Genomic DNA, 26,603 nt, shown 5'->3' with positions numbered 1-26,603 from the left:
CCAGTCAGTTTTGGCCGTGTCTGTGCCTGCGGCAGCCGCCACTGCCGCAGGTATGCTCCTGACCGCTGCAAAGTTTATAGTCGCCGCCTTCAATTCTCAGGCCCTTGCCGTTAACCAAAAAGTCTGCCAGTTTTTTTCTTGCTTCGTTATATATGCCCTGAACAGTTGTACGGGCTATGTTCATCTGTTTGGCGCATTCTTCCTGTGTCAAACCTTCTAAATCAATTAGCCGAATGGTTTCGTATTGGTCAATGGTCATGGTGATAAACGCAGCCGGGTCATGCAAGCCATTAACCGGCCCAAAACTGGTTCTCTCCGGTAAACAACATACTTTTCGCCACTTTCTGGGACGGGGCAATTTAGCCTCACCTCAACTACAAAAAAAGTAACAGGAAAACTGCTTTACCCCCTGTCAGTCACTTAAGGAAGTAACACTAACAGGGGGTGCCGGTATTATAGGTTGGCAAGCTGTTGATTAATAAGCTGCAGTTTGTCTTCCAGCATTTTTTTCTGTTCTTGCAGTAACTCTTTTTGAGTTGTCAGCGGGTGGGGTCCGGCTGCTAAACACCGGCCAAAACCCCTGCCTTGACCACGCCCGCAGCCAAAGCCTGTTGACGGGCTGCTGAAGGTATTGGGTTGTTTGGCATTTGCGTTGCACCGCCCCAGGCCTCTGCCGGTCATGGCACCCCTGCCCAGAGGACCGCCACCGTTTTGTCTTGGCATAATAAGCAACCTCCTTTGTTTATGACATATGTCATTTTAATCTAATTATAAATCATATTTGACATATGTCAATAACAATTCAATAAAAATTTAAAAGCCTGCCGCCAATGTTTTATATTGCCAGGCAACCTTTTATATATTAATTTTTTTTTGAAAACCTATAAAGCAAGGAGGTGGCGGGCTTGTCCTGGTTTCTGTTGTTCTCCATGGTAGAACGGATGGGTATAATTGTGGCCATTGCCTTTTTATTTACCCGCTGGCCGGGTTTTCGCAGCCTGCTGGAGAACCGCCCGGATCCCCGCAGCAAGTTTATGCTTGCTCTGGTATTTGGGCTTTTTGGTATTGTCGGCACATATACAGGTATTACCGTCAGCCCGGGCGAGGTGCAGCACCGGTTTCCCGGCGCCCTTACTTATGAAGATGCCATTGCCAACTCCCGGGCTATCGGCGTGATGGTGGCGGGGCTGCTGGGAGGTCCCTTGACCGGATTGGGAGCCGGTTTGATAGCCGGCTTGCACCGCATGTCCCTGGGGGGCTTTACCGATTTGGCCTGCGGTATATCAACCGTTTATGAAGGGCTGCTGGCCGGACTGGTTTACGCCAAAGCACGCCGGCACGGTATGATCTCACCTTGGGCGGCACTGGCCACCGGCGTTGTCGGCGAATTAGGGCAAATGGCCATTATCTTGCTGGTGGCCAGGCCCCTGGCCAAGGCCCTCTACCTGGTGCAAATTATTGCCCTGCCCATGATTTTAGCCAACAGCCTGGGGATTGCGCTGTTTATGGCCATTATTCAAGCGGTGGCAGAACGGGAAAAAACCATTGGCGCTCTGCAGGCGCAAAAGGCCCTGGCCATTGCCGACAAAACCCTGTCTCATTTACGAACCGGGCTGAACTATGATTCTGCCCTGGCCACCGCCCGGATTATTCACGAACAAGCGGGTGCAGCGGCGGTAGCCATTACCGACCATCAGGTTATTCTGGCCCATGTGGGGGCGGGGGCGGATCACCACCTGCCCGGGCAGCCTATTTTAACTGAAGTTACCAAACAAGTGCTGACCTACGGACAACTGCAGGTTGCCACCGGCCCGGCGGAAATTTCCTGCCAAAACCGGCACTGCCCCCTGCAGTCCGCCATTGTGGTGCCTTTATACAGCGGACGCAAGGTGATCGGCACTCTGAAATTATATGCCGTAAAAAAACGCCGGCCGGACCAGGTAATGGTGGAGCTGGCCCGGGGTTTAGCCCAGCTGTTTTCCACCCAACTGGAGCTGGGGGAAGCAGAACGGCAGGCCCGGCTGCTGCAGGATGCGGAAATTAAAGCCCTGCAGGCCCAAATAAACCCGCATTTTTTGTTTAATGCTTTAAATACGGTGGTTTCTTTGATTCGAACCAATCCCCAGGAAGCCCGCCGGGTGCTTATTGAGCTGGGTAACTATATCCGGCAAAATTTAAAAAGTTCCCTTAATAAATGGACCAACCTGGCCACCGAATTGCAGCATGTACAGGCTTACCTGGCGGTGGTGCAGGCCCGCTTTTCCCACCGCTTGAAGGTTATAATTCAGGTGCCGGATGAATTTTTGGGAGTGGCTTTGCCGCCTCTCACTCTGCAGCCCCTGGTGGAAAATGCTGTCCGGCACGGTTTCAGCAAATTTACCGAACAGTCGATGATTTGTATAGAAGCGGCACAACAACAGGCAGATCTGCTGATTACCGTGCGGGACAACGGTGCAGGTATCCCGCCGGAACAATTAAAAGATTTGCTGACAGAACCGGTTAGCCGCCGGGAAGGGGGCATTGGCCTGATTAATGTGCACAGCAGGCTGCAAGGAATCTTCGGCCCCGGCTACGGCCTTGCTATTGAAAGCACACCGGCAGAGGGAACAACCGTGCGGTTTAAGATACCCTTGCAGGTACAGCAGGAGGTGCAGCGATGAAAGTTGTGGTGGTGGATGATGAGGCACCGGCCCGGGATGAACTGGTCTATTTGCTAAAGCAGCATGGCGGGCTGCAGGTGGTAGGGGAGGCGGAGGATGCGCCAAGCGCGATGCAGGTTTTGCGCCGGGAACGGCCGGATGCGGTGTTTTTGGATATTTCCATGCCCGGCGGGGACGGTCTGGAGGTGGCCCGGCAGTTGGCCCGCCAGGCCCATCCTCCTCTGGTGGTGTTTGCTACGGCCTACGACCGCCATGCTCTGGAGGCCTTCGAGGTCAATGCGGTAGACTACCTGCTGAAGCCCTTTTCCGAGCAGCGGGTGGCGGAAACAATTGACAAGTTAAGGCGGTTGGTTAAGCAAAGGAAGGCGGACGCGCATCCCTTGCAAAACAAGATTGCGGTCAGCAATGAAGATTTAATTACCCTGCTGGACCCGGCGGATATTATTTTTGCCGGCCGCCGGGGCAGGGAGGTGTTTGTTAAAACATACGATCAGGAGTTTAAGGTAAACTATACGCTGCAGGGGTTGGAACAGCGCTTGGATGCAGAGTTTTTTTTCCGGCCGCACCACGGTTTTTTGGTAAACGTAAATAAAATTGAAAAAATAGAGCCGGCCTTTCAGGGTTACCAGCTGGTGATGAAAGACAACACTGCTTCCCGGGTGCCGGTAAGCCGCAGCGGCATGAAAGAAATGAAACGATTGCTGGGCATTTAGAGCAAGCTGCCTGTTCAGACAGCTTGCTTAACCAATTAGACAGGCTATTTGACAAATTAGACATAAATTAAACAACGTGCTTACCTCATGTCTTACAATCAGGTTGTATTCACCAAATAACTAAGCATAAAGGAGGGAACGCACGTGTTTACTTTTTTAGCTGCAATTATTTTACTCATTGTTGGTTACCTAACCTACGGCAAGTTCGTAGAAAAAGTGTTTGGAGTAAATGAAAACAATGTTTGCCCCGCTTACGCCAAACAGGACGGCGTAGACTATGTGCCGATGGAATGGAAACGGGCCAGCCTGGTTCAACTGCTGAACATCGCCGGCTTGGGTCCTATCTTCGGGCCTATTATGGGTGCCCTGTGGGGACCGGTGGCCTTTTTGTGGATTGTCCTGGGATCCATTTTTGCCGGTGCGGTGCATGATTACTTCTCCGGCATGCTTTCAGTAAGAAACGGCGGCGCCGGCCTGCCGGATATCGTCGGTAAGTACCTGGGCAAGGGCATGAAGGCCTTTACCAACGTTTTTGCCCTGGTGCTGCTGGTGCTGGTAGGCACCGTGTTCATGACCGGACCGGCGAAACTGCTGGCCAGCCTGACACCGGGCTGGATGACCCTGAGCGTTTGGGTTGGTATTATCCTGCTTTACTATGTCCTGGCCACCTTGCTGCCGGTGGATAAAATTATCGGCCGGGTGTACCCGTTCTTTGGCGCCCTGCTGCTGATTATGGCCTTTGGCGTAGCCGGCGCTTTGCTGGTGCAGGGTTATCACATCCCTGAGCTGACCCTGGCTAATATGCACCCGAAAGGTTCCCCCATCTGGCCGCTGCTGTTTATCACCATTGCCTGCGGTGCCATTTCCGGTTTCCACGCGACCCAGTCTCCCATTATTGCCCGCTGCACCCAGAATGAAAAATACGGCCGTAAAATTTTCTACGGCATGATGATTGCTGAAGGCATCATTGCCCTGATCTGGGCGGCTGCCGGTATGTCCTTCTACGGCAGCTACGAAGGCCTGGCAGCTGTGCTGGCGCCCGGCGGCCCCGGCCCTGCCGGTGTGGTTAAAGAGGTAGCCACCACCATGCTGGGAGCAGTGGGTGGTACCATGGCGGTGCTGGGAGTTATTGTACTGCCTATTACCTCGGGTGACACCGCTTTCCGGGGTGCCCGCATGCTGATTGCCGACTTCCTGAAAATGGATCAAAAGCCCTTTGCCAAACGTTTGGCCATTGCCGTTCCGCTGTTCACTGTGGGCTACCTGCTGACCCTGATTGACTTTAACTTCCTGTGGCGTTACTTTGCCTGGGCCAACCAGACCACCGCTATGATCATGCTGTGGGCGGCGGCTGTTTACCTGGCGCAGGAGAGAAAACTGTACTGGGTGGCTGCCGTGCCTGCTTCTTTTATGACGGTGGTAACCTTCACCTACATCCTGATGGCGCCCGAAGGCTTTAAGCTGGCCACCGGCATTGCCTACCCCTTAGGTTTTGCTTTGGCCCTGCTGCCCATCGGATTGTTTGTCAAGCAAGTGCTGGGCATGAATAAAGGCACACTGGTTGCAGATCCCGCTAAAAACTCATAAAATAAGCAAACCAAAGGCGACAGGACATGAACCTGTCGCCTTTGGTTATTTATAACCCTGGGATTTATAATTTTTAAGGTCGAAAAACTTCGTCAGCAGAGCCGGCGGCTATTTTCCTGGCCACACCGGTACGTTCGGCCGCTTCTTCCACCGCCCGGGCCACCGCCGGAGCAACTTCTTCGTTAAAAACCGAAGGGATAATATTTTCGGCCGTCAACTGTTCGCCGGTAACAATGCCGGCCAGGGCGTAGGCGGCGGCCAGACACATTTCTTCATTAATGGTGCGGGCATGACAGTTGAGGGCACCCCGGAAAACCCCGGGGAAAGCCAGGGCGTTGTTTATCTGGTTGGCATAATCTGAACGGCCGGTGGCAATCACGCCGGCAATATCATAAATTTCTTCCGGCTGGATTTCCGGGTCGGGGTTGGCCAGGGCAAACACAATGGGTTGGGCGGACATTTGCAAAACAGACGCCCGGGTTAGCACACCCGGCCCGGAGACGCCGATAAACACGTCCGCCCCTGCAATCACCTCCTGCAGGCTGCCCTGCACACCGTCCGGGTTGGTATGTTGAGCCAACCAGGCCTTAGAAGGCTCCGCAGGAAGGTTGCGGCGGCTGATGGCACCCTTGCGGTCGCACACAATCAACCGGCGCACACCGGCCCGCAGCAGTATTTTGGCAATGGCCACACCGGCGGCGCCGGCGCCGCTTATAACAACTTTTACGCCGTCCAGGGTTTTGCCCACCACCTGCAGGGCGTTGATCAGGCCGGCTAATGTGACAATGGCGGTGCCGTGCTGGTCGTCGTGAAATACCGGAATATCCAGCATTTGCTTTAGTTTTGCCTCAATTTCAAAACATTTGGGGGCGGCAATGTCTTCCAGGTTAATGCCGCCAAAGGCCGGTGCCAGGGCGGTGACCGCTTCAATAATTTTATCCGGCGCCTGCACGTCCAGGCAAACAGGCACCGCATCCACATTGGCAAACTGTTTGAACAGCACTGCTTTACCTTCCATTACCGGCAGTGCCCCGGTGGCGCCCAGGTTGCCCAGCCCCAGTACCGCCGAGCCGTCAGTTACAATGGCCACAGTGTTGCCCTTCATGGTCAATTTATATGCCATCTCCGGCTCCTGGGCCAGGGTTTCTGAGATCACCGCCACACCGGGAGTGTACACCAGGGACAGGTCTTCCCAGTTTTCAATGCGCCGCCTGGGGTTGATTTCAATTTTGCCGCCCAGGTGGCGGGTAAACACCCGGTCGGCTACCCGGATTACCTGCACGCCGGGGATGGCCTGCAGGGCTTCCAGCAGCTCCGGCAGGTGGTCCCGCTCCCGCAAACGCACCATTAAATCCCGGGTAACGGTGGCAGGCGAGGCGGCCACTAAATCAATGGCCCCCAGGCTGCCCCCCTCCGCAGCAATGACGTTTAATACTCTGGCCAAAGTACCCGGCCGGTTGGATAACTTGAGCCGGATAGTAATGTTTAATGACATCACCATAAAAGATACCTCTCTTTGTCAGGCATTGTTTTTGGATACGTATTTATTATCTTATTTATTGTTAACCGGCTCAATATTTAAACCTGTTTTTAGAAAAAAATAACTTGACTGTCAAATCAAGAGGGTGATATGTTGAAAACCGGGTATAACAAAGCAAAAGGGAAAGTACGGAAAATACTGTGAAGGGGAAGTGGTTATGAAAGGCAAGTGGAAATTATGGCTGGTGCCGGTGTTGGCGGTGGTGGCCCTGGCTGCTTTCAAAGGGGGCGGTTTGTGGGGGAAAAACGAAAGCCCCCGGGAAATTCCTGTGCCAAAAGTAGTTGTGGCAGCAGCCGCCAGGGTTAAGATGGATCATGCAATTTCCCTGACGGGTAATCTGGAAGCCTACCGGCAGGCGGTTATCCACGCCAAAGTGGCGGGCCGGGTGAGCCGGGTGGCGGTACAAAACGGGCAGCCGGTTACAGCCGGCCAGCCGCTGGTGCAGCTGGAAACCAGTGACTTTGCCAATACCCTGGCTGTTAACGAAGCCGCCTTAAAGAAGGCGGCAGCCGCCTTAGCTATGGCCCGGGCGGATTATCACAGATTTCAAGAACTGCACAAGCAAGCCGCTGTTTCTGACAAGGAGTTTGAGGGGGTAACAGCCGCCTGGCACATGGCCGAAGCGGATGCCGCCGCGGCGGCGGCGGCTGTCAACGCCGCCCGGGAGGCCCTGCAAAACGCCACTGTTACTTCGCCCATCAGCGGTTTGGTGGCCAACCGTGATGTTAAGGTGGGTCAAATGGTTTCGCCCCAGGGGGCTCCCCTGATGACGGTGGAAGACATAGCATCGGTTTATGTGGTTGTAAATATTGAACAGCAGGACCTGGCCAGGGTAAAACCCGGCTTAAAGGCTGACGTTACGGTGGATGCCTATGGTGATCAAGTGTTTAAGGGCGTGGTGGAAGTGATTAACCCGGTGGCCAAACAGGGGGCCCGGGTATTTGAAACCAAAATTAAAGTGGCTAACCCGGAATATCTTTTAAAGCCCGGCATGTTTGCCAGGGTGCAGTTAAAAACCGGTGAGGCAGTTAACACCCTGGTGGTTCCCCAGGCGGCCCTTACAACCAAGCAGGGCATGTATTTTGTTTTTGTGCCGGAGGGCAACCGGGTCAAGCGGCAGCAGGTGGAGATCGGCCAAATTATTAATCAATCAGTAGAAATAAAAAAGGGGCTGACCGAGGGCCAACAGGTGGTAATTACCAATGTCAACAAGCTGAAGGATCAGGATAGGGTAGAGATTGCCCGGTAACAGGAGGTAAACTATGTTTTTAACAAACCTTAGCTTAAAACGGCCGGTTTTTGCCACGGTAACTGTCCTGGCGCTGTTGGCAGTGGGCATCATCAGCTATATTGGTCTTAACATTAATGATTATCCCGAGGTGGAGTTTCCCTATGTGGTGGTAACCGTAGTGCAGCCCGGGGCTTCGCCGGAACAGGTGGAAAGCAAAATTGTCAGCAAACTGGAAGAAGCCATTGGCCAAATTTCCGGCGTCAAGCATATTTATGCCACAGCCCGGGAAGGAGTTGCCACTGTTTTTGCGGAGTTTTCTTTGGAAACCTCGCCCGAGGTAGCGGCCCAGGATGTGCGTGATAAAATTGGCACGATCCGGGGTGAGCTGCCCCAGGATATTGAGGAACCCATTATTGCCCGGTTTGACCCTTCAGCCATGCCCATTGCTTCGCTGGCGGTGACCGGCAGCTTATCACAGCGTGAATTAACCACAGTGGTGGAGGATTTAATTAAAAGAAGGCTGGAAACCGTTAACGGTGTGGGCGCCATTGATATTTACGGGGATGTCAAAAGGGAAATTCATCTGCAGCTGGACAAATATAAGCTGGCTGCCTATGGGCTGACCACTGCCGAAGTGATCAACAGCCTGCGCAGCGAGAATATGGAGGTGCCCGGCGGCAAGGTGGGCAACGGTGACCGGGAAATGACGCTCCGGACGGTGGGCAGCATCAACCGGGTGGAGGAGTTTGCCAACCTGCCGGTGGCCCGGCGGGACGGTGTTCAGTTATATGTTAAAGACATTGCCACAGTGGTTGACGGCGTAGAGGAGACGGACAGTTTATCCCGTTACCAGGGCAAGCCGGCCATTGGCATTGATATCATTAAACAATCAGGCGCCAATACGGTGGAGGTAGCGGACAGGATCAAAGCGGTGCTGGCAGAGGTGAAGCAGGAGCTGCCGCCCGGCGTGCAGCTGGAAATGGTGCGGGACAACTCTGTTTACATCAGGGATGCGGTTAAGGATGTCAGGAATACCCTGATTGAAGGAAGTGTGCTGGCCGTACTGACCGTATTTATTTTTCTCAGGGATTGGCGCAGCACCTTAATTGGCGCGCTGGCTATTCCCACCTCAATTATTGCCACCTTTTTTGCCATGAAAGTGCTGGGCTTTACCTTGAATTTCATGTCTTTAATGGCCCTATCCCTGGCGGTGGGTCTGTTAATTGACGACGCCATTGTGGTTATTGAAAATATTGTGAGGCACCTGCGGCTGGGCAAAAGCCCGTTGGAGGCGGCCCGGGACGGCACCGGCGAGCTGGGTTTGGCGGTCACCGCCACCACCCTGACGGTAGTTGCCGTATTTCTTCCGGTGGGCATGATGACCGGCATTGTAGGGCAATTTTTTAAACAATTTGGCTTAACTGTGGTTTTCAGCGTGCTGGTTTCCCTGTTTGTGGCCTTTACTCTGGTGCCCATGCTGGCCTCCCGCTGTTTAAAAGAGGAAGAACACTTACCCGGGGGTCCGGTGGGCAAATTTCTCAAATGGTTTAACCGTGGCTTTGATAAAATTACCGCCTTTTATGCAGATTTTCTTAAAGTGGTGCTGCGCAACCGCAAAAAAACCCTGGGCATTGCTCTGCTCTTGTTTTTGGGCAGCTTAATGCTGATTCCGCTGCTGGGTTCCACCTTTGTGCCGAGCAGCGACATCGGGGAATTGTATGTGGTGGCCGATTTGGATGCCGGTCTTGGCATGGCGGCCGCCGGACAAGTAACCGCAGAAATGGAAAAGGTATTGCAGGGTTTCCCGGAAGTAACCAAATTATATACTACCGTAACCAATGAACGGGCCAATATTTTTGTCAAACTGGTTGATAAACACCACCGGGACAAAACCATCGACCGGCTGGCCATGGATATGCGGCATCAATTAAATGCCATACCCGGTGTTAAGGTTACTGTTAACCAGCAGGCCGGCATGAGTGACGGAGCGGCCATTCAATTCCGCTTGCTGGGGGATGACCTGGACCAGTTGCAGGTTTATGCGGAACAGGCCCAGAAAATTATGGAAAGCATCCCCGGCACGGTGGATGTGTCCGGCAGCTACAAACCGGGCAAACCGGAAGGGCAGGTGCAAATTAAACGGGATGTGGCTGCCGACCTGGGGGTCAGTACGGCCAGCGTAGCAGATACTTTACGCACCCTGTTTAACGGCGTGGTGGTTAGTCAGTACGAGGAGGGCGAGGAGAGATTTGATGTGCGGGTTCGCCTGGCGGAAGACCATCGCCGGAACCTGGCTGATTTGAGCAATATCTACCTGCCGGGGGCCCAGGGCCTGGTGCCCCTGAGCCAGGTCAGCGAAACGGTATTTGCCACCTCGCCCAGCCAGATCAACCGTTTTGACCGTACCAAAGAAATTGTATTATCCTGCAATACCGACGGCAGCATATCTATGGGCGAATTTAACAAAATCTTTAAGGAGCGGGTGGCCAAAGAAATGAACCTGCCGCCGGGTTACAGCTTTTACGAGGGCGGCGATGCGGAACGCATGGGCGAAACCTTTACGGCCATGCTGCTGGCCCTGGTGACAGCCGTTTTGTTCATTTTCTTTATTCTGGCGGCCCAGTTTGAAAGTTATATCGACCCCTTCTCCATTATGCTGTCGCTGCCCATGGCGGTGGTGGGAGCCATTTTAGCGCTGCTGACAGTGGGCAGTGATTTGAGCATTATGAGTATGATTGGCATTATCATGCTGATGGGCCTGGTCACCAAGAATGCCATTTTGCTAATTGACTTTACCAAACAGGAACGGGCCCGGGGCGTGGAACGCAACGAAGCCCTGCGCAAGGCAGCCCTTACCCGCCTGCGCCCCATTGTAATGACCTCAACGGCCATGATCCTGGGGATGCTGCCCCTGGCTCTGGCCCTGGGCCCCGGTGCCGAAGGACGGGCACCTATGGCCCATGCCATTATCGGCGGCCTGATCACCTCTACGCTGCTGACCCTGGTGGTGGTGCCGGTCATCTATACCATACTGGATGACCTGAAGGCAAAAACCACCGCCTTAAAACACCGCTTTATGCAAGCCGGTGACGGTGCTTAACCGGCATAAAAACGACCTGGCCGCCGTATAGGCGGGCCAGGTCGTTTTTAATTAAAAATACTTGCCCAGGAACCGGTGGGTGGCCTGGTTGCCACAGGAACAGGACAAGGAAACGGCAACTATATCGTGAACGAATTTAAATCCCGATTGCTCTAACTTGACTTTCACCTGGATATTTTGATTGCCACAACGGTTGCAGGTAAATTTTAACCCCTTGGGCAGAGGAGTGAAATCACCCGCCAAAGCGTCCGCCCGGAGTTTATCATCCGGCTCAAAATAATGATAAGATAAGTTGCGGCATTCCTTAGATGAACAATATACAGACAAACAAATGCTTTTTATCTCTTTTTTGTTGAGGTATTCCACTTCCGGCAATACTTCTGCTTCGGTACAGCCGCACAGGTTGCAGAACTGTTCAAACTCACCGGGCCGGTCAAAGTCGTTAACTTTTTCTGCCGCAAATTTCAGGTTAATACTGCTCAAGGGAGATAACCACCTTATCAAAATTCTTTTCTATGTTCTAATTTTACATCATTAGTTGTTTTCCTCTAGGCCTAATGTCTTGTTTATAACAATTTTAGACTTGAATTTTATGATAGCACCGGTTCCCGGCGACCGGTGTTTTTTTAAAAATGCCACAAGCATTGACAATGACAATCGTTTTATAGTTAAGGTAATAAATGTCAATTATACAAGATGCTTTTCTTAAACATATTTTTATTGAGGGAGCAAAGCCCTGTCGGTGCAAGCACTGACAGGGCTAAAAGTTGGCAGAGCGTTTTCTCTGATATTTAAGTACCGATTGATTTTAAGCGAGGCAGCTTTACCTTGGCCCATTTTGCTGACAGTTTGCGGCCCAGGTCGTCAAAAACGGTGTAAACCACCGGTACCAGAACCAGCGTAATGAGGGTAGACAGGGTTAAGCCAAAAGCCACCACCACTGCCATGGGAGCCTGGCCTTCGGAACCCTCGCCGCCGCCAAAGGCCAGGGGCAGCAGGGCCAGCACGGTGGTGAGGGCAGTCATTAAAATAGGCCGCAGGCGCACCGGGCCGGCGGCTAAGACAGCCTGATCCCGCTCGTAGCCGCGCTTGCGCAGGGTATTAATATAATCAACCAGCACAATGGCGTTGTTAACCACAATACCGATCAGCATAATGGCGCCGATTAAAGCCGGGACGCTGAGGTGATGGCCGGTGATGCCCAGGCCCAATACCACCCCGATAAATGTAGGCGGCAGGGAAAACATAATGATGAAAGGCTGAAACAGTGATTCAAACTGGGCTGCCATCACCATAAATACCAGCACCACCGAGAGAATTAAGGCGATGGCCAGGCTCTTAAAGGAATCGGCCATGTCTTTGGCTTGGCCGCCGGTGTGGATGGTATAACCCTCGGGCAAAGCCAATTTGTTTAAAGCGGCTGCAATTTCTTTGTTGACACTGCCGGTATCCCGGCCGGAGATGTCGGCTGTAATGCGAACTTCCCGGCTTTGCGAAGACCGGATAATTTCCGTTGGGGCATGCTGGGTTGTAATCCTGGCTACAGCTGACACCGGCACCCGGGCACCGGTGGGAGCAACTAGCGTCAGGTTGGCCAGAGCATCTGCATCCTTGCTGCTATCCTCCGGGAAAAGCAGGCGCACATCCACTTCATCTTCACCGGTGCGCATACGGCTGACCACTCTGCCGTCAAAGGAAGTGCTGACGGCTGCCAGAACCTGGCCGGCGGACAGGCCGTAGCGGGCGGCCTGTTCCCTGTCAACCATAATCTGCACCTCCGGGGTGGCTTCGGATAACGAGTTGGTCACGTTGCGGGTGCCGGGTACCGACTTAACAACTTCCGCCAGCAGGTCGCCCAACTGGTTGAGTACGGTTAAATCATCGCCCCGGATAGCTATGTCCACCGGTTTGCTGCTGGGACTGCCGGAATTGTCAGCCAGTGAGACGGTGATATCAGCACCGGGGATATCTTGCACAGCCCGGCGCAGTTTTTCCACCGCTTGTTCGGTAGAAATATCCCGTTGGGCCAGGGGTTTTAATTTTATCTGCAGGGTGGCCTGGTCGCCCGACCCTACGCCCAGGAAGGATAACTGGCCGCCGGAGCCAACCGTGGTAAAGATACGCTCGATCTCTTTAACTTGCGAGCGGGCCAATTTTTCCAGGTCGGCGGCTACCCGGGCGGTTTCGGCAACCTTAGTGCCGGCGGGCATGTCTATCTTGACGGTAATTTCCCCCTGATCCATGGTGGGGATAAATTCTGTGCCAATTAAGGGAGTAGCTGCGACACTAAGCAGCAGCAGCAACGCTGTAAAACCCACCACTTTTTTGCGGTTGCCCAGGGCCCACCGCAGCAAGCTGCCGTAATGCAGGTTTAACCGGTGCATGAAACGACCAAACAGCAGGACCGGGTTTTTGGTACGGCCCGGGGGCAAATTTTCATCCGGCGGGGCAACTTTTTGCAGCAGCCGGGAGGACATCATGGGAACCAGGGTCAGGGCCGCAAAAAGGGCGGCAATGTGCGAGAAACTTACTGTGAGAGCCATGGGCTTAAATAATATGCCGGCTAAACCTTCCACAAACACAATGGGCAGAAATACCACCACCTGGGCGCCGGCAGATGCGGTAACGGCGTTGGCTACTTCGGCGGTGCCCAGTTTGGCAGCCTGTATAACATCATATCCCTGCTGGCGGTAGCGGTAGATGCTTTCCAACACCACCACCGAAAAATCCACCAGGGAGCCCAAGCCCAGTGCCAAACCGCCCAGAGACAGCATGTTAATGGTCTGATGGCCGAAATACATCAGGGTAAAGGTAGCAATAATGGAGATGGGCATTACCAGGGCCACCACCAATGTGCTGCGCAGGCTGCGTAAAAACAAATAGAGGATAATTACAGCCAGTATACCGCCCACCAGCCCGTGGTAAATTACATTATCTATAGACTGCTGAATAAATTTGGACATATCCACCACAGTGGTGATTTTAACTCCGTCCGGCAGAGTCTTGTTCAGTGCTGCCACTTCCTGCAGCACCTCCTTGGCCACCTGAACGGTGTTGGCGCCGGTGGATTTCATGACATCCAGGCCCAGGGAGGGCTGGCCATCCACATAGGCGAAACGGCTTTCTTTCTTAAAGGAATCCTCCACGGCGGCCAAGTCACCAAGTGCCAGCGAGCCGCCCTGACCTGGCAACGGAACCCGTATTTGCTTAATTTGCGCCAGGCTGGTATATTCTCCCGTCACCCGAATGGCGGTCTCTTGAGTACCCCGTTCCACTACGCCGGCGGTGCCTGAGATATTATCGCCGGCCAGCGCCTGCATCACCTGATTGACACTGAGGCCATAGGTTTCCATTTTAGCGGGATCCAGGATAACTTTTATTTCCCGGCTTTTGCCACCGCTAATACTAACGGAGGCAACACCGTCAATGCGCTCCAGACGGGATTGGACGGTATCCTCAGCAATTTTCTTTAACTTCACCACATCGCTGCCGGTCATGGAAAAAGAAAGAATCGGCGCCTGATTGGGGTCCAGTTTCATTACCCGGGGGGTTTTTACCTCGCCGGGCAGCGCGCCTTTGACATAATCTATTTTTTCCCGCAATTCAATGGCGGCATTGTCCATATTGGTGCCCCAGTTAAACTGCACAATTACCAGAGAGATGCCGTTTTGGGAACGGGAACGAATTTCTTTTATGTTGCCGGTGGTGGCAACCGCAGCCTCAATGGGTTTGGTAACCAACTTTTCCACTTCTGCCGGGGCAGCACCTTCATAACTGGTTACAATAACAGCGATAGGCAATTCCATTTCCGGGTATAAATCCACCGCCAAGCGGGGGAGGGAAAACAAACCCAAAAAAATAAGGGCAATGATAAGCATAGAGATGGCCACCGGCCGGTCTACCGAAAAATCTGCTATTTTCACCTGGCGGCACCTCCCAGCTCCTTCACTGCTTTAACCTTTTGGCCGTCAGCTACCAAGCGATTGCCCTTTACAATGACGGTTTGACCGGCCTTCAGGCCGTCTTTGATTTCTACCAGCTCACCGGAGGTAACGCCCACTTGAACAGAAACTTCTTTGGCTTTGCCGTCTGCCACAATAAAAACATAGTGCCGGCCTTCCCGTTCCAGGACAGCATCCACCGGTAAGGCCAGCACGCCTGCCGAGGTGCCGGTGGATAAATTTAACCTGGCGACCATGCCGGGCTTAATCTCGCCCTGTTGGTTGGGCAGCTGAATTTCTACCGCAAAGGACCGGGTGGCCGCGTCTGCCCTGGGAGCAACCGAGAGAACTGTACCATTGACAGTTTTATTCAGCGCGTTAATGGCAACAGGCACTGTTGTACCTTCTTTAATGGAGCTGACAACGTTTTCCGACACATACACCTTTACTTTGGGATTGGCCAGTTGAACCACCGTTACCGCCGGGGCCTGAGGTGTAACAGTGTCGCCGGGGTCCACCTGAATACCGGCCACCACGCCGTCAATGGGCGAAGTCAGCAAGGCGTTGTTGTAGTTATCCTGGGTCGTATGCAAGGTAGCCTGGGCTTGTTTTAATTGAGCCGCTGCCACCTTTAAATTGCTCCGGGCTGTCACCAGGGCGCTTTCTGCCTGTTCAAACTGGGATTTGGCAATGGCCTGGGCATCGTACAGGATTTTGCTTCTTTCAAAGTTTATTTCTGCATCCTTTAAAGCCTGGTGGGCCCGTTCCCAGTTGGCTTGGGCCAGTTCAAGACCTGCCTCGGCTTGGTCCAGGGCATGGCGGGTTTCGTTGCCTTCCAACTGCACAAGCGCTTGTCCCCGGTGGACTTTATCGCCCACCCTGACCAAAACTTTTTCAACGCGGCCGGTAACTTTAGGCATTACATTGACATCCGCCGCGGCAATAATTTCACCGGTGGCAGATAAAGTATGGGTGAGATCAGCTGTAGAAACCTTGGTAATTTCTACCGGCATTAACTTTTCTTCCTGGGGAGGTGTTTTTTGACCGCAGCCGGTCACAGAAGCAGTTAATACCAGCATGCAAAGCATAAGGACGATTATCCTTTTCAAGCCAGCAACTCCTTTCCAGCTATGCTTATTCTTTTACCGGTTCACTACTTATCCCGGCCAGGAATATCTCAAGGGTTGTGCGCAGGGTTTGTTCTAATAAAAGCTTGTTTTTATGAACCAGCATTTGCAGACCGGCACCGTCAAAAATGGCCAGGAAAGATAAGGTAACCGTTTTGGGGTCCAGGGCTTTAAACTCACCGTTTCTAATGGCTTCTTCTATAATTTGATAAATAATGTGGGTGGGTTTTTCAAATTCTGCACTCATCTTGCGGATAGTTGCTTCTTCTTTTGCCTGCAGCAAAAATTCAAGCATTAAAGCAGAGATAGGTGTGTCAATGCATTGCAAACGGTGTTCCAGAAATATCGCCAGCTTTTCGGCCGCTGAACGGGTTCCCGGTAAACGGGCTATGTATTGGGTGTTCCATTCATTAACAAAGCGTTTTACCAGGTAGAGAAAAATTTCTTCCTTACTCTTGAAATGCCAGTAGATACCACCCTTGCTGATGCCGGATGCTTTAACAATTTCGTCCACCGAGGTGGCGCCATAACCGGAAGTTAAAAAACAGGCCAGGGCGGCATCGGCAATGAGATCCTTTTTTGATTGTTTAGTCAACAAAGTCCCTCCCTTCCAAACAGACCGGTCAGTCTGTCTTGATTGTATAAACGGCAGTGCATTGATGTCAATAAATTTCTTTCGCATAGGGGTTATAAATTAAAGGAAAGGTGAAATAATAGACATGGTTTCAAGAAAGCCGCCAGGCTGTAGACAAAGGTTGCAAAAAACAAAGTGGGGGGTGGCTTTAATACTTTCTGCAAGGGGCCTGGCGAAGCACTTGATGAGCTAAATAAGCCCAGGTATAAAATGTCGATAAAAAATGCAAATTAAAAGATTTATTAAGCTAATTCAATGAATATATGTTAAATAACAGGACGTAATAATTTTGCGCATTGGCTGCTGCTTATTAAAAATGTGGCATAAAAATAAATAAAGTTTTTAAAAAGGTATTGCATTATAACAAAATTAGTGTTAACATAAAAAACGTCGCTGCGAGGCGGCACTAAAAAATGCCACTTGCCGCAGGGCGGCAAAAGTGGTAAGATGAAGTTCCGCCGCTGATAAGGCGGTGAGTGAATTACCAAAAACTTCTGCTTGCAACAGAGCGGGAGATATGGTAAGATGAAATTCCGGTCGCGAGGCCGGGCGGTCTTTGAAAACTAAACAGTAGATGATGGATGCACAACAGGTCAAGTCAAAAGTCATCGAGAAGATGAGACTGTGACAGACCACAACCTCGTCAAGCGTAAAAAAGCTTACGGGAAATACGGACAACGACAAGAGCCAAAACTCTTGTAAAATATTCAAGATATTTTATGGAGAGTTTGATCCTGGCTCAGGACGAACGCTGGCGGCGTGCCTAACACATGCAAGTCGAACGGTTTTCGAGGTTCGACATTCGAGGTTCGAAGTTCGAGTAAAAGCAAATCGAACTTCGAATTTCGAACGTCGAACTTCGAGAATAGTGGCGCACGGGTGAGTAACGCGTGGATAACCTGCCTGGTAGACCGGGATAACAGCTGGAAACGGCTGCTAATACCGGATACGCTCTGACTGTCGCATGGCAGTGAGAGGAAAGAATTATCGCTATCAGATGGGTCCGCGTCCCATTAGCTGGTTGGTGGTGTAAGAGACCACCAAGGCGACGATGGGTAGCCGGCCTGAGAGGGCGACCGGCCACACTGGGACTGAGACACGGCCCAGACTCCTACGGGAGGCAGCAGTGGGGAATCTTCCGCAATGGGCGAAAGCCTGACGGAGCAACGCCGCGTGAGGGAAGAAGGCCTTCGGGTTGTAAACCTCTGTCTTCAAGGAAGAATAGATGACGGTACTTGGAGAGGAAGCCCCGGCTAACTACGTGCCAGCAGCCGCGGTAAAACGTAGGGGGCGAGCGTTGTCCGGAATTACTGGGCGTAAAGGGCGCGTAGGTGGTTCATTAAGTCAGAGGTGAAAGTTCGGGGCTCAACCCCGTGATTGCCTCTGATACTGGTGGACTTGAGTGCAGGAGAGGGGAGCGGAATTCCCAGTGTAGCGGTGAAATGCGTAGATATTGGGAGGAACACCAGTGGCGAAGGCGGCTCTCTGGACTGTAACTGACACTGAGGCGCGAAAGCGTGGGGAGCAAACAGGATTAGATACCCTGGTAGTCCACGCCGTAAACGATGAGTGCTAGGTGTTGGTGGTATCGACCCCACCAGTGCCGCAGTTAACACAATAAGCACTCCGCCTGGGGAGTACGGTGGCAACACTGAAACTCAAAGGAATTGACGGGGGCCCGCACAAGCGGTGGAGTATGTGGTTTAATTCGACGCAACGCGAAGAACCTTACCAGGGCTTGACATCGCCTGACAGCTGTAGAGATACAGTGTTCAACCTTCGGGTTGACAGGTAGACAGGTGGTGCATGGTTGTCGTCAGCTCGTGTCGTGAGATGTTGGGTTAAGTCCCGCAACGAGCGCAACCCCTAACATTAGTTGCCAGCGAGTGAAGTCGGGAACTCTAATGTGACTGCCGTTGACAAAACGGAGGAAGGTGGGGATGACGTCAAATCATCATGCCCCTTATGTCCTGGGCTACACACGTACTACAATGGCCGGTACAGACGGAAGCGAAGCCGTGAGGCGGAGCGAAACCGAGAAAGCCGGTCTCAGTTCGGATTGTAGTCTGCAACTCGACTACATGAAGTCGGAATCGCTAGTAATCGCAGGTCAGCATACTGCGGTGAATACGTTCCCGGGCCTTGTACACACCGCCCGTCACACCACGAAAGCTGACAACACCCGAAGCCGGTGAGCTAACCGCAAGGAGGCAGCCGTCGAAGGTGGGGTTGGTGATTGGGGTGAAGTCGTAACAAGGTAGCCGTATCGGAAGGTGCGGCTGGATCACCTCCTTTCTAAAGAGTTAACGGCGCGGCTTAGAGAAGGCGCGCGAACTCCGGTCGATCATCCATCATTCATACTGTTTAGTTTTGAGAGACCGGGCAACCGATAAAGCGGTTGAACAAAGGACTCTCAAACGCTCCTTGAAAACTAAACAGCCAAGAAAAGCGTCGCAAAAAAAGCAGGAAACTCAAAGAAACATGAGTAACCGAGCGAAAGTAGGTCAAGAAAGAAAGGGCATACGGCGGATGCCTTGGCGCTAAGAGCCGACGAAGGGCGTGGAAAGCTGCGAAAAGCCACGGGGAGCCGCAAGCAGGCAGAGATCCGTGGATACCCGAATGGGGCAACCCGGCGGAGGGAACCTCCGTCACCCTGTGCTGAACCCATAGGCACAGAGGAGGGCACCCGGGGAACTGAAACATCTAAGTACCCGGAGGAAGAGAAAGAAACATCGACCCCCCCAGTAGCGGCGAGCGAAAAGGGGCGAGCCTAAACCAAACCTCTACGGAGGTATGGGGTTGCGGGACCTTCAAGAAGTAATTGAAGACCTAGCTGAAGCTGTCTGGAAAGGCACTGCACAGAAGGTAACACACCTGTAAGCGAAAGGTTGAAGATTGCAGGAGGCATCCCAAGTACCACAGGACACGTGAAACCCTGTGGGAATCCGGGGGGACCACCCCCCAAGGCTAAATACTCTTAGCGACCGATAGTGAACCAGTACCGTGAGGGAAAGGTGAAAAGCACCCCGGGAGGGGAGTGAAAGAGAACCTGAAACCGTATGCCTACAAGCTGTCGGAGCGCTATTCGAGGTTCGATATTCGAGATTCGACGTTCGAATGCATGTCAGATCTTACGGGACTAAATAAAAAAGACCCCAAAGGAATGCTTGTATCGAACCACGAACTTCGAACATCGAACTTCGAAGCGTGACGGCGTACTTTTTGTAGAACGGACCGGCGAGTTACATCTAACGTGCAGGTTAAGGCAGGAAAGCCGGAGCCAAAGCGAAAGCGAGTCTTAATAGGGCGAGATGTACGTTGGAGTAGACCCGAAACCTGGTGATCTACCCATGTCCAGAGTGAAGCTTTAGTAAAATAAAGTGGAGGCTCGAACCGACCTTCGTTGAAAAGGAGGCGGATGAGGTGTGGGTAGGGGTGAAATGCCAATCGAACCAGGAGATAGCTGGTTCTCCCCGAAATAGCTTTAGGGCTAGCCTCGGATGATGGCAAGCGGAGGTAGAGCACTGAATGGGCTAGGGGCCTTCACGGGTTACCGAACCCAATCAAACTCCGAATGCCGCGATGCCAAATCCGGGAGTCAGACTGCGAGTGCTAAGATCCGTAGTCGAGAGGGAAACAGCCCAGACCAACAGCTAAGGTCCCCAAGACAGGCTAAGTGGAAAAGGATGTGGGGTTGCAGAGACAACCAGGATGTTGGCTTAGAAGCAGCCACCATTTAAAGAGTGCGTAATAGCTCACTGGTCAAGTGGCCCTGCGCCGAAAATGAAACGGGGCTAAGCCTGGCACCGAAGCTTTGGATTTTCGAGGTTCGATGTTCGAGATTCGAAGTTCGAAAGGATAACTCACATGATAAAAATTTATCATGATTTAGAAGTATACAAGAGAGGATATAAGTTAGCTCTTGAAATACACAAAATAACCATGAGTTTTCCTAGACACGAACTATATGAAATAGGTAGCCAAATAAGGCGTGCTGCTGTATCAATACCATTAAACATTGCAGAAGGATACGGTAGAAAAAGATATGTAGATGACTTTAAGAGATTCTAAATTAACGCCCTTGGCTCCTGCAATGAGGTTGCAGTCCTACTAGATATGATTAATGATCTTGGATATATCCCGGATCATTATGAAACATTAAAAGAAGAATACGATCACTTAGGACGGCAAATTAATCGATTAATACAAACATGGAAATAATCGAACCTCGAACTTCGAACATCGAACTTCGAAAATGGTAGGGGAGCGTTCTTATCCTGTAGAAGTCGTACCGTAAGGAGCGGTGGAGGGATAAGAAGTGAGAATGCCGGTATGAGTAAGCGAAAAGGCAGGTGAGAATCCTGCCCGCCGAAAGCCTAAGGATTTCTGGGGAAGGTTCGTCCGCCCAGAGTAAGCCGGGACCTAAGCCGAGGCCGCAAGGCGTAGGCGATGGAAAATCGGTTGAGAATCCGATGCCACCTGGCACCGCTTGAGGATGGAGTGACGCAGGAGGGTAGGTTAAGCCAGCGGATGGAAAAGCTGGTCCAAGCCTGTAGGGAGTGAGGTAGGCAAATCCGCCACACGTTAGACCTGAGAGGTGAAGGGGAGCGAAAAGAAGTAGCGAAGTAACTGAACCCACACTGCCAAGAAAAGCTTCTAACGATGGTAACCAGGTGCCCGTACCGCAAACCGACACAGGTAGGCGAGGAGAGAATCCTAAGGCGCGCGAGAGAACCCTCGTTAAGGAACTCGGCAAAATGACCCCGTAACTTCGGGAGAAGGGGTGCCTTTGTATCGTGAAAGTCAAACGACCGGAGCGAGAAGAGGCCGCAGAGAAAAGGCCCAAGCGACTGTTTACCAAAAACACAGGTCTCTGCTAAAGCGAAAGCTGACGTATAGGGGCTGACGCCTGCCCGGTGCCGGAAGGTTAAGGGGAAGTGTTAGGGAAACCGAAGCATAGAACCGAAGCCCCGGTAAACGGCGGCCGTAACTATAACGGTCCTAAGGTAGCGAAATTCCTTGTCGGGTAAGTTCCGACCCGCACGAAAGGCGTAACGATTTGGGCACTGTCTCAACGAGGGGCTCGGTGAAATTGTAATGACGGTGAAGATGCCGTCTACCTGCGACAGGACAGAAAGACCCCGTGGAGCTTTACTGTAGCTTGACATTGGGTTTTGGTATTTGATGTACAGGATAGGTGGGAGACGTAGAAGCTAGGACGCCAGTTTTAGCGGAGTCGCCGTTGGGATACCACCCTTTAGATATTGAAATTCTAACTAAAGTCCTTAGAGCAGGACATAGGACAGTGTCAGGTGGGCAGTTTGACTGGGGCGGTCGCCTCCTAAAGAGTAACGGAGGCGCCCAAAGGTTCCCTCAGCGCGGACGGAAATCGCGCGTAAGAGTGTAAAGGCAGAAGGGAGCTTGACAGCGAGACAGACAAGTCGAGCTGGTACGAAAGTAGGGCTTAGTGATCCGGCGGTACCGAGTGGAAGGGCCGTCGCTCAACGGATAAAAGCTACCCCGGGGATAACAGGCTTATCTCCCCCAAGAGTCCACATCGACGGGGAGGTTTGGCACCTCGATGTCGGCTCATCGCATCCTGGGGCTGAAGTAGGTCCCAAGGGTTGGGCTGTTCGCCCATTAAAGCGGTACGTGAGCTGGGTTCAGAACGTCGTGAGACAGTTCGGTCCCTATCCGTCGCAGGCGCAGGAAACTTGAGAAGAGCTGTCCCTAGTACGAGAGGACCGGGATGGACGGACCGCTGGTGTACCAGCTATTGTGCCAACGGTAGCGCTGGGTAACTAAGTCCGGACGGGATAAGTGCTGAAAGCATCTAAGCACGAAGCCCCCTTCAAGATGAGGTTTCCCACTGGCAACAGGTAAGATCCCATGGAGACTACGTGGTAGATAGGCCGGGGGTGTAAGCACAGCAATGTGTTGAGCCGACCGGTACTAATAGATCGAGGTCTTGACCTAAGAGAGCGATGCAAGGCTGTTTAGTTTTGAGGGAGCGATAGGCTTCTGAGTTAAGTAAATAAGTTTCTGGTGGCGATACCGGAGGGGGTACACCTGTTCCCATCCCGAACACAGCAGTTAAGCCCTCCAGGGCCGATGGTACTTGGGGCTCACGCCTCTGGGAGAGTAGGTCGCCGCCAGAATTATTATATTATGTTCCCCGATAGCTCAACGGTAGAGCAACCGGCTGTTAACCGGTAGGTTGTAGGTTCGAATCCTACTCGGGGAGCCATTTTAAAAAGGACTTCTGCGTTAGCAGGAGTCCTTTTTCATATCAATTTTTACATAAATTATTGATATTATTAATTTTGGCCGGCATAAAATATTGCGATAAATATATCTAAGGCGGTGGCAAACATGACGCGCGCAAGAATGCTGTGGCAAACTAATTTAAGCGTACCTTTGTTTGTAGCAGCCGGTAATATATTTGATGCAGCACAAAACGTTGTAGTGGCCGGAGGTACTCAAGTGTCAGTATACAGGCCGTTAAATAATACTTACCGATTAGCTGCGACGGCGGCAGTTAATCAAACTGTTTTAAGTTTGGCAGTGGGCCTGCCAATTTTTGCCTCAGAAATTATTTTTGTAGGTTTGGCTGATCGCATAGTTGCTTTTGCCTACCGGCAAGGTGTGCTAATACAACTCTGGCAAACAACACCTGAGCCGGGCGCTAACTTTACAGATATAATTCCGGCGGATTTAGACGGGGACGGGCGGCAGGAACTGGCGGCTATTGCTAACGGCACTGACAGTTTATATGTTTATCTGATAACAGGGCAAACGCTGACCGCTTTGCGGCCGGAATTACTGGCCATTAGACAGCTGCCGGGGAAGCCCGGCAGTATTACCGCTTTTCGTCCCCCCGCGGCCCGGACTGACTGGTTGGCTCTTTCGTACAGTCAAAGTAATCAGGCTACGACTGTACAGACTTTGTTTCTTACTGAAACCGGTTTTTTAGAGGGACCGGCCATCTTTAATTTGCCATACATGGTTACAGATTTAACCGCAGCAAACTTGCTGCCGGTTGTCGGCGAGGAATTGGCAGCTGCCGGCAGTGACGGGGTTGTCAGATTATTTGCCGTTGACGACAGGCTGCGTACAGTCCTGGTAACAAAGAATTTGGGCAGCACAGTTTCAACCGTAACCGCCCTGAATACGCAACCGGATAACGCTGTTCTGGTTGCCGGAACACCCGGTAGTTATGTCTTTGGGTTTAACAGTCCGGGTATTGCGGATGAGCCAAACTGGGCTTTTAAGGCGGCGGGTCCGCTGAAAGATATTGCTGTTATTAATGAGCAAAGAATTGCTGTGGGAACTACGAACGGCATCTTGCAAATTTGGCTAATTCAGCAAGTTTAAAACAAAGAAATGATGCCTAAAACTAAAATGGTCAGTTTTGTTTGGCAGCATCTAGCAATTGCTGCCGCATTGCTTTGGGGGCATTTTTTACTTAAAATAAAACCTGATAAAGATTAAGCTGATTTTTTGTCACCGGAAGGAATGTTTAATTGTAACGAGAATTTAAGTTAATTGGTGTTTTTGCGACACTTTTTTTAGAACAAACTTTCACGGAGGATTTTTATGAGTTTATATTCTTTTGATGGACAAGGTCTAAAAAAAATGATTCTGGGCAGTACCAATTTACTGGCCCGGCAAAAATCTGAAATAGATGCTTTAAACGTATTTCCGGTTCCCGATGGGGATACGGGAAATAACATGTACTTAACTTTACTGGCTGCCGCAAAGGCGATCCAAGACTTAGAAACCTGCCACATCGGCGAAGTGGCTGAAGCGGCTGCCCAGGCTTGTCTGATGGGGGCACGGGGCAATTCCGGCGTAATTCTTTCGCAGCTGGTGCGGGGTTTTGCCAAGGCGCTGGAAGGTAAGGAAAAAGCCAATGCACTGGAAGTCGTGGAAGCACTGGAAGAGGGAGCTAAACTGGCTTACCAAGCGGTCATGAACCCGGTGGAAGGGACCATGCTTACGGTTATGCGGCGCAGTGCGGTGGCAGCCAGAACTGCCGTGCTGCGCAATTACGACCTCCTGCGGGTGATGATTATTACCCTGCGGGAAGCGCGGTTGGCTTTGCAGGAAACGCCCGAACTTCTGCCGGTACTAAAAGAAGCAGGTGTGGTGGATGCCGGCGGCCGTGGTTATGTAGTTATTTTAGAAGGGATACTTAGTGTATTAAAAAGGGTAGAAGATTTTTCACTGCTGAAAGATTTTGCCGCGCGCCAGGAAGATAAGTTTGCCAAAGGATTCAGCCGGGAACTTGACACAGAAATCCAATTTACTTATTGTACCGAGTTTTTGGTCAAGGGATCACAGATCTCGCCGGATGCCATCCGGCACGAACTGGTTCCCTACGGAGATTGTTTAATGGTAGTTGGTTCCGGCCGGCTGGTTAAGGTTCATATTCATACCAACCACCCCGGTTTGGTACTGGAAAATTGTTTAAACTATGGTTCGTTGCATGAAGTATCAATTCATAACATGAAAGATCAATATCAGCAGAATCAAAAACAAGCACCGGCACCGGAAAAAGAAGTAGGTATTGTTACCGTTGGGTCGGGAGAAGGTATTATTGAAATTATGAACAGTCTTGGTGCAGATGCTGTGGTGGTGGGCGGGCAAACCATGAACCCCAGCACTGAGGAAATTGTGCGTGCTATACAGGGCGTCGCCGCTCGAGGCGTATTAATTTTGCCCAACAATAAAAATATTATCTTAGCTGCTGAACAGGCAGCCAAAATGATTAAAGATAAGGACGTAAAAGTTGTTCCTACCCGCACTGTTCCGCAGGGATTAAGTGCTTTACTGGCACAGCAGCCAAGCGGCAATCTGGACGAGAACTTTCAACGCATGTCAGAAGCAGCCCGGTCAGTTGTCAGCGGCGAAGTGACCAGAGCGGTACGGGAAACTACTTGTAATGGCTTACAGATTAAACAGGGCGATTTAATAGGTATTACTGAGGGTGCTATTGTTACTGTTGGTCAAGATATGAACAGGGTGGTTAAGGAACTGGTTGCTAACATGCTGGAGGATGATCATTCTCTGGTGACACTGTATTACGGGTTGGATGCAGGAGATACTGCCGAAGAAATATTTAATGATTTAAAGCAAAGTTACCCTGAATTAGAGTTTGAACTGCATTACGGCGGGCAGCCTTTATATGACTTTTTGATCTCCGTGGAGTAAATTAAGGATAGGTGAAGTCATGCCAGCAGTACGCATTGTTACAGACAGTACGGCTGATTTGCCGGAAGAATTATATCAAAAACATGATATTAGCAGGGTGCCACTAAAGGTATTAATAGGTCAGGAAGTATATCGAGACGGAGTTGATATTAGTACAAGGCAGTTTTATCAATACTTACAGCAAGGGGAGACGGCAGGGACATCACAGCCATCTCCCGGTGAGTTTGCCCAACTTTTTGCATCTTTGACAGCGGACGGTTCCCAGGTGTTATGCTTGACTTTATCCAGCCATTTCAGCGGTACATATCAGTCCGCCAGGGTAGCCGCCGGCATGGTAAACGGCACGGTGGAAGTGATTGATACCAAATCCGCTACCAGGGGAGTCGGTTTGCTGGCTATGGCTGCGGCCCAAGCGGCAGCCAAGGGCAAGACACTGCAAGAGATAAAAGACCTGGTTTATGATTTGATTCCCAAAATGCGTGTATTTTTTTTAGTTGATTCTTTACAATACCTTGAGCGGGGCGGCCGTATCGGTAAGGCTCAGGCCTTTCTCGGCACTTTGCTTAATATTAAACCTCTCCTTTGTGTCAAGGAGGGCATTGTTCACCCTTATGAAAAAGTTAGGGGTAAAAACAAAGGATTGGAAAGAATTATCCAGATTGCTGAGCAAGATACTGCCGGTGCTGAAATAATATGTGCCGTTCTTGACGGCAATGACCCGGCAGCCCGGGCGGTTTTGTATCAAAAGGCCAGGGAGCGGCTTAATTGTCGTGAAATATGGCAGGGCAATATCGGACCGGTGATCGGTAGTCATGTGGGGCCGGGGGTAAGCGGTATTATTTATTACAGGGCGTAGC

General features: G+C 51.5%; 15 protein-coding genes, 1 tRNA gene and 3 rRNA genes. 12 read left to right on the top strand and 7 right to left on the bottom strand.

Annotation, left to right across the window (positions count from 1 at the left end):
• Positions 1–4 precede the first annotated feature (4 nt).
• Positions 5–358 (bottom strand): DUF134 domain-containing protein, encoded by a 354-nt coding sequence (locus DESHY_RS03460; protein ID WP_008410446.1) that lies wholly within the window; start codon positions 356–358, stop codon positions 5–7.
• Between the two features lie 95 nt (positions 359–453).
• Positions 454–723 (bottom strand): DUF5320 domain-containing protein, encoded by a 270-nt coding sequence (locus DESHY_RS03455; RefSeq protein WP_008410445.1) that lies wholly within the window; start codon positions 721–723, stop codon positions 454–456.
• Positions 724–905: 182 nt separating this feature from the next.
• Here DESHY_RS03455 and DESHY_RS03450 point away from each other — a divergent pair, with 182 nt between their 5' ends.
• From DESHY_RS03450 to DESHY_RS03440, 3 genes are all read left to right on the top strand, one after another.
• Entirely contained in the window at positions 906–2,660 is a 1,755-nt protein-coding gene (locus tag DESHY_RS03450; protein ID WP_008410444.1) for a sensor histidine kinase, read from the top strand.
• A complete protein-coding gene (locus tag DESHY_RS03445) occupies positions 2,657–3,373 on the top strand; it encodes a LytR/AlgR family response regulator transcription factor (RefSeq protein WP_008410443.1) in 717 nt (238 codons plus the stop codon). Before DESHY_RS03450 ends, DESHY_RS03445 begins: the two co-directional genes overlap by 4 nt.
• 144 nt (positions 3,374–3,517) lie before the next feature.
• Entirely contained in the window at positions 3,518–4,960 is a 1,443-nt protein-coding gene (locus DESHY_RS03440; RefSeq protein WP_008410442.1) for a carbon starvation CstA family protein, read from the top strand.
• Positions 4,961–5,033: 73 nt separating this feature from the next.
• Here DESHY_RS03440 and DESHY_RS03435 read toward each other — a convergent pair whose 3' ends face one another.
• On the bottom strand, positions 5,034–6,461 hold the full coding sequence (locus DESHY_RS03435) for an NAD-dependent malic enzyme (RefSeq protein WP_008410441.1): 1,428 nt from the start codon (positions 6,459–6,461) through the stop codon (positions 5,034–5,036).
• A 196-nt stretch (positions 6,462–6,657) separates the two neighbouring features.
• Between DESHY_RS03435 and DESHY_RS03430 the strand changes: the two genes are divergently transcribed.
• Entirely contained in the window at positions 6,658–7,749 is a 1,092-nt protein-coding gene (locus DESHY_RS03430) for an efflux RND transporter periplasmic adaptor subunit (RefSeq protein WP_008410440.1), read from the top strand.
• Positions 7,750–7,762: 13 nt separating this feature from the next.
• Positions 7,763–10,831, top strand: a complete 3,069-nt coding sequence (locus tag DESHY_RS03425; RefSeq protein ID WP_008410439.1) for an efflux RND transporter permease subunit — start codon at positions 7,763–7,765, stop codon at positions 10,829–10,831.
• Between the two features lie 51 nt (positions 10,832–10,882).
• Here DESHY_RS03425 and DESHY_RS03420 read toward each other — a convergent pair whose 3' ends face one another.
• From DESHY_RS03420 to DESHY_RS03405, 4 genes are all read right to left on the bottom strand, one after another.
• On the bottom strand, positions 10,883–11,314 hold the full coding sequence (locus DESHY_RS03420) for a hypothetical protein (protein WP_008410437.1): 432 nt from the start codon (positions 11,312–11,314) through the stop codon (positions 10,883–10,885).
• 308 nt (positions 11,315–11,622) lie between these two features.
• Positions 11,623–14,754 carry an efflux RND transporter permease subunit gene (locus DESHY_RS03415; RefSeq protein WP_008410435.1) on the bottom strand — a complete coding sequence of 1,044 codons (3,132 nt, stop codon included), beginning with the start codon at positions 14,752–14,754 and terminating at the stop codon, positions 11,623–11,625.
• Positions 14,751–15,881, bottom strand: coding sequence for an efflux RND transporter periplasmic adaptor subunit (locus DESHY_RS03410; protein ID WP_008410434.1), 1,131 nt, complete (start codon positions 15,879–15,881; stop codon positions 14,751–14,753). The genes DESHY_RS03415 and DESHY_RS03410 overlap by 4 nt, the downstream gene beginning before the upstream one ends.
• A 25-nt stretch (positions 15,882–15,906) precedes the next feature.
• Complete coding sequence (locus DESHY_RS03405; RefSeq protein ID WP_008410432.1) at positions 15,907–16,494, bottom strand: TetR/AcrR family transcriptional regulator; 588 nt, start codon at positions 16,492–16,494, stop codon at positions 15,907–15,909.
• A gap of 755 nt (positions 16,495–17,249) precedes the next feature.
• Here DESHY_RS03405 and DESHY_RS03400 point away from each other — a divergent pair.
• The 7 genes from DESHY_RS03400 to DESHY_RS03370 all read left to right on the top strand — a co-directional run bounded on the left by DESHY_RS03400 (position 17,250) and on the right by DESHY_RS03370 (position 26,602).
• Positions 17,250–18,828: ribosomal RNA gene (locus tag DESHY_RS03400) — 16S ribosomal RNA — on the top strand.
• A gap of 207 nt (positions 18,829–19,035) precedes the next feature.
• Positions 19,036–22,509: ribosomal RNA gene (locus DESHY_RS03395) — 23S ribosomal RNA — on the top strand.
• Positions 22,510–22,574: 65 nt separating this feature from the next.
• Positions 22,575–22,691: ribosomal RNA gene (gene rrf, locus DESHY_RS03390) — 5S ribosomal RNA — on the top strand.
• Together the 16S, 23S and 5S rRNA genes with 1 tRNA gene alongside form the textbook arrangement of a ribosomal RNA operon.
• A 14-nt stretch (positions 22,692–22,705) precedes the next feature.
• Positions 22,706–22,780 (top strand) — tRNA-Asn (locus DESHY_RS03385).
• Positions 22,781–22,905: 125 nt separating this feature from the next.
• Complete coding sequence (locus DESHY_RS03380) at positions 22,906–23,907, top strand: VCBS repeat-containing protein (protein ID WP_008410430.1); 1,002 nt, start codon at positions 22,906–22,908, stop codon at positions 23,905–23,907.
• Positions 23,908–24,129: 222 nt separating this feature from the next.
• The gene (locus DESHY_RS03375) at positions 24,130–25,746 is read left to right on the top strand and encodes a DAK2 domain-containing protein (RefSeq protein ID WP_008410428.1); all 1,617 of its coding nucleotides are present in this window, start codon (positions 24,130–24,132) and stop codon (positions 25,744–25,746) included.
• Positions 25,747–25,765: 19 nt separating this feature from the next.
• Positions 25,766–26,602: a DegV family protein gene (locus DESHY_RS03370; protein ID WP_008410425.1), complete on the top strand. Its 837-nt coding sequence runs from the start codon at positions 25,766–25,768 to the stop codon at positions 26,600–26,602.
• Position 26,603 lies beyond the last annotated feature (1 nt).

It is taken from the genome of Desulforamulus hydrothermalis Lam5 = DSM 18033 (assembly GCF_000315365.1).
In the GTDB taxonomy this organism is placed as follows: domain Bacteria; phylum Bacillota; class Desulfotomaculia; order Desulfotomaculales; family Desulfotomaculaceae; genus Desulfotomaculum; species Desulfotomaculum hydrothermale.
Note: the sequence above shows the minus strand (reverse complement) of the source record. Positions and strands in the feature narration are given on the sequence as shown.

Bases quoted from the DNA above. Each gene is read 5' to 3' on its own strand.
- DESHY_RS03435 (WP_008410441.1), bottom strand. From the start codon at position 6,461: ATGGTGATGTCATTAAACATTACTATCCGGCTCAAGTTATCCAACCGG.
- DESHY_RS03425 (WP_008410439.1), top strand. From the start codon at position 7,763: ATGTTTTTAACAAACCTTAGCTTAAAACGGCCGGTTTTTGCCACGGTA.
- DESHY_RS03375 (WP_008410428.1), top strand. From the start codon at position 24,130: ATGAGTTTATATTCTTTTGATGGACAAGGTCTAAAAAAAATGATTCTG.
- DESHY_RS03370 (WP_008410425.1), top strand. From the start codon at position 25,766: ATGCCAGCAGTACGCATTGTTACAGACAGTACGGCTGATTTGCCGGAA.
- DESHY_RS03445 (WP_008410443.1), top strand. From the start codon at position 2,657: ATGAAAGTTGTGGTGGTGGATGATGAGGCACCGGCCCGGGATGAACTG.
- DESHY_RS03455 (WP_008410445.1), bottom strand. From the start codon at position 723: ATGCCAAGACAAAACGGTGGCGGTCCTCTGGGCAGGGGTGCCATGACC.
- DESHY_RS03430 (WP_008410440.1), top strand. From the start codon at position 6,658: ATGAAAGGCAAGTGGAAATTATGGCTGGTGCCGGTGTTGGCGGTGGTG.
- DESHY_RS03380 (WP_008410430.1), top strand. From the start codon at position 22,906: ATGACGCGCGCAAGAATGCTGTGGCAAACTAATTTAAGCGTACCTTTG.